Source organism: Kitasatospora sp. NPDC004669, assembly GCF_040609455.1.
In the GTDB taxonomy this organism is placed as follows: domain Bacteria; phylum Actinomycetota; class Actinomycetes; order Streptomycetales; family Streptomycetaceae; genus Kitasatospora.
In genome coordinates this window covers 67,966-78,781 of the sequence record NZ_JBEXKB010000031.1, presented here as the reverse complement: position 1 = coordinate 78,781, position 10,816 = coordinate 67,966, and the positions used below count along the sequence as shown (strand labels likewise).

Sequence of the window (10,816 nt, the reverse complement as noted above, 5' to 3'; positions counted from 1 at the left end):
GGCCCAGCGCGGCCCCGCGGGTGCCCTCCGCGCTCGGGGCCGGGGCGGCCCCCCGCCGGGGGGGCGCCGCCCCGCGCCCGCCCGCCCCGGCTGTTCGTCGTGGTCAAGCGGCTCAGAAGCCGCCGGTCTGCTCGTCCCGGCGGCGCTGCCAGCGCTGCTCCACCCGGTCCATCATCCCGGCCTTGCGGCGCGGGGCGGCGGCCTGACGGGGGCCGGAGCCCTGGCCCGCGGGCCCGCGGCGCCAGCCGGTCACGGCGAACACCGCGCACCCGAGCATCACCAGGAAGCCCACGACGCTGACCCAGATCTGGTCCGGAACGACCATGCCGCCCATCAGCAGGCCGATCCCCACCACGAAACCGGCGATGGCCAGATAGACCCGCCGACGGGTGTAGGTGCGCAGCCTGGTTCCCTCAAGCGCTGACGCGAATTTGGGATCTTCGGCATACAGCGCTCGCTCCATCTGGTCGAGCAGTCGCTGCTCGTGCTCCGAGAGCGGCACGGAGTCCTCCTACTCGTCGGTCGCGGGTGCGACCGGTCCGCCACCCCGGTCGGGGAGGCAAGTCCAATCAGCCTTGGGCACACGGTCGGACGCCTGTGCGGGGGACCCGGCCCGTGTCGTCCATATGCCCCACGCATCCGGCTGTCATGCTTTCCGGCTTTACCCAGATCATACGGTCCGTGGACCCGTTACGGAGTGGTCTGCGCCGCGTGGGACGGGCCACTTCGACCGGGCGGGGCCGCACCCGGGTCAACGCGGGACGGGTCGGACAAGTGCCCGATCCGGTGGAATCGGCCCACAGCCGGGGAGGTTCGCGAGCGCACCGGGGCGAGGCGGAGGAGACCGGCACCCGTCCGGGAAGCGAACCGCCGCCGCACGGTGTGCGAACCGTACGGCGGCGGCAGGGCCCGGAGGGCTCAGACCAGGGTGGCCAGCAGGTGCAGCTGGGTGGCCACGGCGTGGAAGGCGGGCTGTGCGGCGGCGGCCTCCTCCAGCTTCAGCAGCGCCTCCACCGCACCGGGCTCGGTGTCCACCAGCACGCCGGGCACCAGGTCCGCGAAGACCCGCACGCCGTGCACCGACTCGACCCGCAGGCCAGCGCCCTCGGCCAGCCGACCCAGCTCCTCGCCGGTGAAGCGGCGCGGCATCGGGTCCTGCGCGCCCCAGCGGCCGTCGACGGCGGAGAGCGCCGTCCGGGCCTCGTTGAAGTGGCCGGACAGCGCGCGGGCCAGCACGGCGCCGTTGCGGTTGGCGGCCAGCAGGCTGACCAGGCCGCCCTTGCGCAGGGTGGCGGCCAGGCTGCCGAGCGACTCGGCCGGGTCGTCCACGACCTCCAGCACGCCGTGGCAGAGCACGGCGTCCACGGTGCCGGGCGCGACCAACTCGGGCAGTGTCTGGGTGTCGCCCTGGACGGCCCGCACGAGGTCCGTCACCCCGGCCTCGGCGGCCCGGCGCTCCAGGGCGAACAGCGCGTCCGGGCTCGGGTCGACCACGGTGACCCGGTGGCCGAGCTTGGCCACCGGCACGGCGAAGTTGCCGGTGCCGCCACCGGTGTCGACCACGTCGAGCACCGGCTGGTCCAGCTCGGCCGACCGCTTCTCCAGGGCTGTCCGCACCACCTCCCACACCACGGCGGTACGCAGGGCACTGCGGGGACGCGTCGGGTACAAGGTGGGACTCCTTGGCACGTGCAGTTCGATCAGGATGCCTCCACCTTAAGCCTGCCGGGTGGCCGCTACGCCTGTCGGGCGGGCGTGCCGTTCACGCCCGGGGGCTCGTCGTCGTCCAGCGGGAGCCGTGGGGCGGGCGGGGTCGGGTGGAGGCCGAGCAGGCGCTCGACCAGGCGCAGGAACAGGGCGGAGTTGCGGATCAGGTCGTCGGCGTCGCGGGCCGAGGCGGCGCCCCGGATCCCGGCCTCGGCGGCGGCCCGCCGGCGGGCGCCGGCGCCGTAGTAGACCGCCCATTCGGCCAGTTCGGGGGCCACCTCGGGCAGCACCTCCCAGGCGCTGCGGATGGCCTTGCGCCTTCGCGGGTTCTTCTCCGGCCGCCCGCGCACGGCCAGCACGGCCGCCACCGTGCGCAGCGCGGCCAGGTGGGCGGTGGCGTAGCGCTCCAGCGGGTCCTCCAGCGCGCGGGCGCGGACGAGCGTGCGGTGGGCGTCGGCGAGCAGGTCGAGGGCGGCGGGCGGCGCGGCGATCCGGCGCAGCACGGGATGGACGTCCCGCCCGGCGGGGCGGCCCCCGGAGGAACCCGTGGAGTGCGGCAGGGCGGCGGAGTGGAGGCGGGCGGTGACGGGCTCAGGGTGGCTGATGGTCATGGTCTCCCCCGTTCCGAGGCAGCGCGCGGACCGGGTGGTCCGTGCTCCCCCATCGTGAACGGCACCACTGACAATCACCGCCGGACGGCGTACCGGCGGCGGGCGCGGGCTCTCCCCCGTGCCGCGCCGCCGCCGTGTGCCGTCGCTCCGCCGTCCCCCCACCGGGAGGCGGGGCGCGATCCCCCCGTCGGTGACCGGTCTCCCCCCGGCCCGCACCGCCGCCCCGTGCCGGCGGTGCGGGATCCGTGACCGGCACCTGTGCGGACCTCCTGCCGCCGCCCCCGGGCCCTCCCGGCCGGGGGGACGGACGGATCCGCCACCCGGGTGGGTCCGGCGCCCGACGCGCCGCCCTCCCGGGTGTCACTACTCTCCCGTCCCGGCAGGTCGGAGGCCATCCGCTGAGGTACTCAACCGTGGATCTGAGTATCCGTACTCAGTCCGCCGCCCTCCGCCCGGTCCGGAACCGCGGCGGTGGCCCGCGACGTCCCGGGTCCCGGTACGGTACGCGGGGCCGGAGCTGCCCGGCTGGGGTTTCTCGAATCCCGGGATTGCGAGGAGAGGGACGCGATGACGATCCTGCCGCTGATCTTCACCAGCGGTCTGGCCAGCGGCATCAACGCGTACGCGGTGGTGCTGCTGCTCGGGCTGCTGGGCCGCTTCGCCGGCGCGGAGTCGGTGCCGCACGCGCTGGAGCGCACCGATGTGCTGATCGCGGCGGCGGTGCTGTTCCTGCTGGAGGCGGTGGCCGACAAGATCCCGTACGTGGACACCGTCTGGGACGCCGTGCACACGGTGATCCGGCCGATCGCGGGCGCCGTCGTGGGCGTGCTGATCGCGAGCAGCGACCCGGGCTCGCTCAGCGAGGTGGCGGCCGGCGCGATGGGCGGCACCACGGCGCTGGTGAGCCACCTGGTGAAGGCCTCGCTGCGGATGGCCGTCAACACCTCGCCCGAACCGGCCAGCAACATCGTGGTCAGCCTGCTGGAGGACCTCTCGGTGGCCGGCCTGGTCACCCTGGCGATCTTCCACCCCTGGCTGGCCGCCTCGATCGCCGCCGTGCTCCTGGCCGTCGGCCTGCTGCTGGTCTGGCTGGCGATCAGCAGGATCCGCGCCTTCCGGGCCCGCCGCCGCGAACGCAGGGCCGCCCGGGCGGCCGCGCAGGGCGCATTCGCGCAGCAGCCCTAGGATCGGGTGCCATGGCAAAGATCGTCATCATCGGTGCAGGAATGAGCGGGCTCGCGGCGGCCTCCCGGCTGGCGACCCTCGGCCACCGGGTGACGGTCTGCGAGGCGGGTGGCACGTACGGCGGCATGGTCGGCCGGTACGAGCGCGAGGGCTTCGCCTTCGACACCGGTCCGGGCCTGCTCCCGCTGCCCGCCGTCTACCGCGACCTCGCGCTGAAGACCGGCAAGGAGCCGCTGGAGCAGCTGGTCGAGCTCGCCCCGGTGGACCCGGAGAGCCGGCACCTGTTCCCCGACGGCACCGCCGTCACCCTGCCGAACGCCTCGCGCGGCGGTGTCAGCCAGGCCCTGGACGCCGCCTTCGGCGCGGGCTCCGGCGCCCGCTGGAGCGAGGTGATGAACCACGGCCGCACGGTCTGGGAAGCCACCCGGCGCCCGCTGCTGGAGGAGCCGCTCCCGGCCGACCGGGGCTTCCTGGGCACCGACCCGTACCCCGCCCCGGCGCCCACCGGCCTGGCCCGGCTGCGCCGCCCGCGTCCGTGGACCCTGGCGGACGTGGCACGGCGCGAGTTCGGCGGCCACCCCGGCCTGACCGCGCTGCTGTCCGAGTCCGCGGTGCGCTACGGCTTCACCCCGGGGCAAGCCCCGGCCGGGGCCACCGTGCTGCCCTACATGGAGCAGTCCTTCGGCGTCTGGTACGTCCGGGGCGGCCTGCGGGCCCTCGCGGAGGCGGTGTACCGGCGCTGTGAGCTGCGCGGGGTCGAGTTCCGCTTCGACACCCCGGTCACCCGGGTGGTCGTCGAGGCCGGCCGGGCGAGCGGGGTCGAGACGGCGGACGGCCGGATCGCCGCGGACCTGGTGGTCTCGGCGATGGACGCCGACGCCCTCCACCGCCACGGCCTCGCCGAGTGGCCGGGGAGGCCGGCCGAGGACTGGGAGCCCCGGGGGGTGCCCGGCCGGTTCGGCGTGCTGCTGGCCCTGCGCGGTACCCGACCGGAGGGCACCGCGCACCGGACGGTGGTGCACGCGGCCGACCCGGCCGCCGAGGAGAACGCCCTGACCCTCTCGGCGCCGCCCTGCGAGCGCCCCACCGTCCAGGTGCTGCGCCCGGACGACCCGTCGCTGCGCCCCGACGACGCGCACGAGAGCGTGGTGCTGACCGCGACCGTCCCGGCCCAGGGCGAGTTCGACTGGACCGCCCCCGGCGTCGCCGACCGCTACGCCGACCGACTTCTCGCCCACGTCGACGCGGCCGGCCTCGGCCTGCGCGAGCGGGTGCTGTGGCGGGTCGTACGCACCCCGGAGGACACCTGCCGGGAGACCGGCGCGCTCGGCGGCGCGGTCGCCCGCCCGGTCCTGGCCGGGTTCTCGGGCCGGTGGCTGAAGGCCGCCAACGAGTCCCCCGTCCCCGGGCTCCACCTGATCGGCGGCAACGCCCACCCCGGCGGCGGGCTCTCCCGGGTCGGCATGTCGGCCTGCATCGCGGCCAACCTCATCGGTCCGGCCTAGGGCGTCCGGCGGGATCCGCCGGACAGGCCCCCACGGTCCGCGGCCGGCCGCCCGTCAGCCCTGGTGCCAGGTGTTCTGCTGCTGGTAGCCGTAGCCGCTCTGGTCGTACATCGGCTGCTGCGGGATGCCCTGGCCGAGCTGGTCCGGATGGGCCTGGTCGGGCTGGGGCTGCCACTGCTGCTGGGCGTTCGGGTCCCAGGCCTGCTGCTGTTGCTGCTGGTAGCCCGCGTACGGGTCCTGCGCCTGCTGGTAGCCGCCGTACGGGTCCTGCTGCTGGGGGTAGCCGCCGTAGCCCTGCTGGTCGTAGGCGTAGCCGGGCTGCTGCTGGGTCTGCCACTGCTGCTGGTCGTAGCCGGACTGGTAGGCCGCGGCGTACGGGTCCTGGGCCTGCGGCTGGGCCTGCTGCTGCTCGTAGTACGAGGGGGCGTAGACGCCGTCCTGGGCCAGCGCCTGCATCTCGAAGGCGGCGGTCTGCTCGACCTCCGGGACCTCCTCGGAGGCCGGCTCCGGGACCGGGACCGGGGTCTCCTCGACCGCGCTGACCTCGCCGACCCGCTCCTCGGTCGCCGCGACGGCCGCGACCGTGGCCGCGCCGCCGGTCAGGGCGCCGAGCAGTGGCACCTTCGCGAGCGGGCCGGGCAGGCCGCCGTCGGCCTTCCGCAGGGACCAGCCGTTCTGGTGGCCGCGCTTGACCGAGAGGGTGACGAAGGCCTGGCCCACCGCGAACAGTCCGGCTCCGGCGCCGATCACCACGACCGAGCCGAGGGCCATCCCGGCGGCGACGCCGAGGAAGCCGACCAGTGCGAGCATCCGCCAGTACAGCGGCGCCCGGTTCTGCAACAGCACCTCGGCGATCAGCCAGAGCGCCACCACCGCCAACGCGACGTACAGCAGCAGGAATCCGATGCCCATCCGCGCGCTACCTCCAGTCGCGTGCCCGCGCGCGCCGCGCGTGTGCGGCGACTGTACCCGCTCAACGGCCGGGGTACCGCATCGCGTTCCCGCCGTCGACGGCACCGGCCGCACACGACCGAGCCCGCCACCGTCGGTGCGGTGACGGGCTCGTGAACACTCGCCCGGGAACGCGCCCGGTCGGCTCCTAGCGCTGGTGCAGCCCCAGGTTCTGGTAGATCTCCAGCGTCGCCGTGGAGTGGTTGAGCGTGATGAAGTGCAGGCCGGGCGCGCCCTCGGCGAGCAGGCGCTCGGCCATCGCGGTGGCGTGCTCCATGCCGATCGCCCGCAGCGCCGCCGGGTCGTCGACGGCCGCCCGCAGCCGGGTCTCCAGCTCCGCCGGGAAGGCCGAGCCGCTGAGCTGCGGGAAGCGCTCCAGCTGCTTGGCGTTGGTCACCGGCATGATCTCCGGGATGATCGGCGTCTCGCAGCCCGCGGCGGTGACCCGGTCGCGGAACTGCAGGTAGTCGTCCACCTCGAAGAACATCTGGGTGATCGAGTAGTCCGCGCCGGAGCGGACCTTCGTGACGAAGTGCCGGATGTCGTCGTCCCAGTTGCCCGAGCGCGGGTGCATGTTCGGCGAGGCCGCGACGCCGACGCAGAAGTCGCCGATGCCCTTGATCAGCTCCACCAGCTCGTACGCGTAGGTGACGCCCTCCGGGTGGCTGACCCACTCGCCCATCGGGTCGCCGGGCGGGTCGCCCCGGACCGCGAGGATGTTGCGCACCCCCTGGTCGGCGTACTGGCCGATGATGTTGCGCAGTTCGGCGACCGAGTGGTCCACCGCGGTCAGGTGGGCGACCGGGGTGAGCGTGGTCTCGGTGGCGATCCGGCCGACCATGTTGACGGTGCGCTCGCGCGAGGAGCCGCCGGCGCCGTACGTCATGCAGACGAAGTTGGGGTCCAGCGGTTCGAGCCGACGGATGGCGTCCCAGAGCTTCTGCTCGCCGACCTCACTGCGCGGCGGCATGAACTCGAAGGAGAAGGAGCGCTTTCCGGCCGCCAGGAGCTCGCGGACCGTCTGTGCGCGGTCCGATCTCGTGGAAGCGATGCCGAGTGCCATGCTGGCAGGTTATCGGGCCTTCGAAGGGACCCGACAACTCGATCCCACGATTCGGGACAAGTGGTGGACGTTGTTTCGCTTGGGCCCGGGCACCCCCGCAGGCCTGCTCGCACGCCCGTTCCCGGCTCCCCCGCTACGCTTGCTGCACCCCAGCGAACCAGCGGAGCAGCATCGTGACCTCGTCCAGCAACCGGCCGACCAACCCCATTGACGTGGAGGACGTCCGCGCGCGCGTCAACGCCGCCCTCGCCACGTTCATGGACGGCCAGTCCACGTTGCTCGGCAAGATCTCGCCGCAGCTGGTGCCCGCCTCCGACGCGCTGCGCGACTTCCTGCTGGACGGCGGCAAGCGGCTGCGCCCGGCCTTCTGCTACTGGGGCTGGCGCGGTGCCGGCGGCCCGGCCGCGAGCGAGGGCATCGCCAACGCGGCGGCCGCGCTGGAGCTGCTGCAGGCCAGCGCGCTGGTGCACGACGACCTGATGGACCGCAGCGACACCCGCCGCGGCCTGCCCTCGGTCCACCGCCGCTTCGAGGCCCTGCACCGGGACAGCGGCTGGCGCGGCGACCGCGAGCAGTACGGCGCCTCGGCCGCGGTGCTGCTCGGCGACCTGCTGCTGATCTGGTGCGACGAGCTGTTCCTGCGCTCGGGCCTGGACCCGGCCGCCGTGCTGGCCGCCAAGCCGGTGTTCGACCTGATGCGCACCGAGGTCATGGTCGGCCAGTACCTGGACGTGCTGGAGCCGGTGGCCGGCGACTCCACCGACGAGGGCGCGCTGGACCGGGCGCAGACCGTCCTGCACTACAAGTCGGCGAAGTACACGATCGAGCGACCGCTGCAGGTCGGCGCCCTGCTCGCCGGGGCCGGGCCGGAGCTGGTCGGGGCCCTCGGGGCGTTCGGGCTGCCGCTGGGCGAGGCCTTCCAGCTGCGGGACGACCTGCTCGGCGTCTTCGGGGACCCGGCCGTCACCGGCAAGCCGGCCGGGGACGACCTGCGCGAGGGCAAGCGCACCCTGCTGGTCGCGCACGCGATGCGCGGCCTGCCGGCCGCCGACGCCCGGCACCTGGACGCCCGGCTCGGCGCGCCGGACCTGGCCGCCGAGGAGGTCACCGAGCTGCGCGAGCTGGTCGCCCGCAGCGGCGCGCCCGAGCTGGTGGAGCGCCGGATCGAGGAGCTGATGCGGCAGTCGCTGGCCGCGCTGGAGACGGCGCCGCTCGCCGACGAGCGGGCCCGTACGGTGCTGCTGGCGCTGGCCGAGGCCGCCACCGTCCGCAAGTACTGAGGGACGGCGGCGGCCCCGGAACGGGTCAGCGCGCCGCGCGCACCCGACGGGACAGCTCGGCGGCGGCCGCCCGCGGGTCCTCCGCCGCGGTGATGGCCCGGACCACGACGATCCGGCGGGCCCCGACGGCCAGCACCTCGTCCAGGTTGCCCAGGTCGATCCCGCCGATGGCGAACCACGGCCGGTCGGTGGGCTGCTTCGCCGCGTACGAGACCAGGCCTAGGCCCGGCGCCGGGCGGCCCGGCTTGGTCGGGGTCGGCCAGACCGGGCCGGTGCAGAAGTAGTCCACGCCCGGCTCGGCGATCGCCGCGTCGACCTCGGACTCGGCGTGGCAGGACCGTCCGATCAGCACGTCCTCACCGAGGATCGCCCGGGCGGCCGGCACCGGCAGGTCGTCCTGGCCGAGGTGCAGCACGTCCGGCCGGGCCGCGTGGGCGACGTCGGCGCGGTCGTTGACGGCCAGCAGCTTGCCGTGGCGACGGCAGGCGTCGGCGAAGACCTCCAGGGCCTCCAGCTCCTGCTTGGCCTCCAGGCCCTTGTCGCGGAGCTGGACGATGTCCACCCCGCCGGCCAGCGCCTCGTCCAGGAACTCGGCGAGGTCGCCCTGCTCGCGGCGGGCGTCGGTGCACAGGTAGAGCCGGGCGTCGGCCAGGCGGGACCGCAGGTCGGTCCTCACAGCGCCATGGCCTGGGCGCGGCGCTTGACCTCGGTCGCGCGGTTCTCCCACAGCGCCTGCACCGGAGTGCCGGGCAGCGTCGGGTCCTCGGTGAACATCCACTCGATGATCTCCTCGTCGGAGAACCCGCTGTCCCGCAGCACGGTCAGCAGGCCGATGAGGTGCTTCACCGGGCCGGTCTCGTCGATGAAGGCCGCCGGGACCTGCAGCGACTTGTTGGGACCGCGGCGGACCGCGATCAGGTCACCCTTCTTGACCATGTTGCGGACCTCGGTGACCAGCACACCCCACCGCTCGGAGATGTCGGGGAGGTACAGCCACTCGGGGACCAGGGCATCAGTCTTGGCATCGATCTCACTCACGGCACCAGACTGCCACCTCGACGCCGTCCGGCGCTAAGCGGTGGCCCCCTTCAGCGCGACCGACGGATCCGCCGCGAGGGTCCGGTCCAGCGCCGTCCCACGCTCGATCAGCTTCCGCCCCTGGGTCAGGTCACGCGGCCGGTCGACGGCCAGCAGCGCGCTCGGCACCCCGTCGCGCAGCCAGAGCACCGACCAGGAGGCGTCCTGCGGGCTGCCGCGCCACAGCAGCTCGTCCCCCTCGGCGTGCCGACCGGCGTACTGGACCATCCGCCCGAACTGCTCGGACCAGAAGTACGGCACCGGGTCGTACGCCGCGTCCGCCCCGAGCACGGCGGCGGCCGCTGCCTCGCCCGACTGCAGCGCGTGGTCCCAGTGCTGGACGGCCAGCCGGAGGCCGGAGCGGGCCGACGGGTAGCTGACGCAGTCCCCGGCCGCGAAGACACCGGGCAGGCCGGTGCGCAGCGCCTCGTCCACCACGACCGCGCCGGTCCCGTCCAGCTCGATGCCCGAGTCGGCCAGCCAACCGGTCGCGGGCCGGGCGCCGACGCCGACCACCACCTCGTCGGCGGGCAGGTGCGAACCGTCCGCCAGCAGCACCGCCCCCGGCTCGACGGCGGCCACACCGACCCCGCAGCGCAGCTCGACCCCGGCCTCGGCGTACCAGGCGGCCATCGCCGAGCCGACCTCGGACGGCAGCGCGCCCGGCACCGGCGCCGGGCCGGCCTCGACCACGGTCACCTCGCAGCCGGCCTGCCGCGCGGCGGTGGACACCTCGGCGCCGATCCAGCCCGCGCCGACCAGCACCAGTCGCAGCCCCGGGCGCAGCAGCGCGCGCAGCGCCAGCGCGTCGTCCAGGGTGTGCAGCAGGTGCGCGCGCTCGGCGCCGGGCAGGACGCGCGGGACGGCGCCGGTGGCGATCACCAGCGAGTCGTACGGGAGGTCGCCGCCGTCGGTGTGCAGCACGCCGGGGGTGAGGCCGGTGGCGCGGCGGCCGGTGAGCAGTTCGATGCCGAGCTGCCCGTAGTCGATGTCCAAGGTGGTGGCGTCGGCCTTGCCGAGCAGCACGTCCTTGGAGAGCGGCGGCCGGTCGTACGGCGCGTGCGGCTCCTCGCCGACCAGTGTGATCCGCCCCCGCCAGCCGCCCTGCCGCAGCTTCAGGGCGCACTGCGCCCCGGCCAGCCCGGCTCCGACGACGACCACCTGATCCGTTCCGCTCAGCTCTGCCACGCCCGTCACTGTACTCAGCGCCGCGCGGGCACCCGGCGGCCGTCCACCCCCGGACCCCGACGGCGAGCTCCCCGCTCACCCGTCCCGCCCCTCACACGACCCTTCGGCCGGGCCGACCCCCGGCGTTAAGGTGGGTGGACCACACGGGAGCCCGGCGTACCGGGCTGAGAGGCGGGCTGGCACGGCCCGCGACCGTCCGAACCTGATCCGGGTCATACCGGCGAAGGGAGAAGAGCAGCTTTGTCACGC

Annotated in this window: 11 protein-coding genes and 1 riboswitch; of the genes, 3 read left to right on the top strand and 8 right to left on the bottom strand. The window is 74.7% G+C overall.

Features of this window, described 5'->3' with window-relative positions; genetic code table 11:
• Positions 1–112 precede the first annotated feature (112 nt).
• The 3 genes from ABZW30_RS24805 to ABZW30_RS24795 form a co-directional block, all read right to left on the bottom strand.
• A complete protein-coding gene (locus ABZW30_RS24805; RefSeq protein WP_355673377.1) occupies positions 113–502 on the bottom strand; it encodes a DUF3040 domain-containing protein in 390 nt (129 codons plus the stop codon).
• Between the two features lie 416 nt (positions 503–918).
• Positions 919–1,671, bottom strand: coding sequence for a methyltransferase domain-containing protein (locus ABZW30_RS24800; protein WP_355673376.1), 753 nt, complete (start codon positions 1,669–1,671; stop codon positions 919–921).
• Between the two features lie 65 nt (positions 1,672–1,736).
• A complete protein-coding gene (locus tag ABZW30_RS24795; RefSeq protein ID WP_355673375.1) occupies positions 1,737–2,318 on the bottom strand; it encodes an SAV_6107 family HEPN domain-containing protein in 582 nt (193 codons plus the stop codon).
• Between the two features lie 567 nt (positions 2,319–2,885).
• Here ABZW30_RS24795 and ABZW30_RS24790 point away from each other — a divergent pair.
• Both ABZW30_RS24790 and ABZW30_RS24785 read left to right on the top strand, forming a co-directional pair.
• Positions 2,886–3,503, top strand: a complete 618-nt coding sequence (locus tag ABZW30_RS24790; RefSeq protein WP_355673374.1) for a DUF4126 domain-containing protein — start codon at positions 2,886–2,888, stop codon at positions 3,501–3,503.
• An 11-nt stretch (positions 3,504–3,514) separates the two neighbouring features.
• Positions 3,515–5,008 (top strand): NAD(P)/FAD-dependent oxidoreductase, encoded by a 1,494-nt coding sequence (locus ABZW30_RS24785; RefSeq protein WP_355673373.1) that lies wholly within the window; start codon positions 3,515–3,517, stop codon positions 5,006–5,008.
• Between the two features lie 54 nt (positions 5,009–5,062).
• Here ABZW30_RS24785 and ABZW30_RS24780 read toward each other — a convergent pair whose 3' ends face one another.
• Together ABZW30_RS24780 and metF are read right to left on the bottom strand one after the other, a co-directional pair.
• On the bottom strand, positions 5,063–5,920 hold the full coding sequence (locus ABZW30_RS24780) for a hypothetical protein (protein ID WP_355673372.1): 858 nt from the start codon (positions 5,918–5,920) through the stop codon (positions 5,063–5,065).
• Between the two features lie 187 nt (positions 5,921–6,107).
• Positions 6,108–7,022, bottom strand: coding sequence for a methylenetetrahydrofolate reductase [NAD(P)H] (metF, locus tag ABZW30_RS24775; protein ID WP_355673371.1), 915 nt, complete (start codon positions 7,020–7,022; stop codon positions 6,108–6,110).
• Between the two features lie 173 nt (positions 7,023–7,195).
• Here metF and ABZW30_RS24770 point away from each other — a divergent pair, with 173 nt between their 5' ends.
• The gene (locus tag ABZW30_RS24770; protein ID WP_355673370.1) at positions 7,196–8,302 is read left to right on the top strand and encodes a polyprenyl synthetase family protein; all 1,107 of its coding nucleotides are present in this window, start codon (positions 7,196–7,198) and stop codon (positions 8,300–8,302) included.
• A gap of 25 nt (positions 8,303–8,327) precedes the next feature.
• Here the strand turns inward: ABZW30_RS24770 and thiE are convergent, their stop codons facing one another.
• The 3 genes from thiE to ABZW30_RS24755 are packed head-to-tail and all read right to left on the bottom strand — an operon-like array spanning position 8,328 to position 10,576.
• Positions 8,328–8,978, bottom strand: coding sequence for a thiamine phosphate synthase (thiE, locus tag ABZW30_RS24765; RefSeq protein WP_355673369.1), 651 nt, complete (start codon positions 8,976–8,978; stop codon positions 8,328–8,330).
• Positions 8,975–9,340: an Rv2175c family DNA-binding protein gene (locus ABZW30_RS24760; protein WP_355673368.1), complete on the bottom strand. Its 366-nt coding sequence runs from the start codon at positions 9,338–9,340 to the stop codon at positions 8,975–8,977. Before ABZW30_RS24760 ends, thiE begins: the two co-directional genes overlap by 4 nt.
• Positions 9,341–9,373: 33 nt before the next feature.
• Positions 9,374–10,576, bottom strand: coding sequence for an FAD-dependent oxidoreductase (locus ABZW30_RS24755; RefSeq protein WP_355673367.1), 1,203 nt, complete (start codon positions 10,574–10,576; stop codon positions 9,374–9,376).
• Positions 10,577–10,700: 124 nt separating this feature from the next.
• A riboswitch (TPP riboswitch) is annotated at positions 10,701–10,813 on the top strand.
• Positions 10,814–10,816 lie beyond the last annotated feature (3 nt).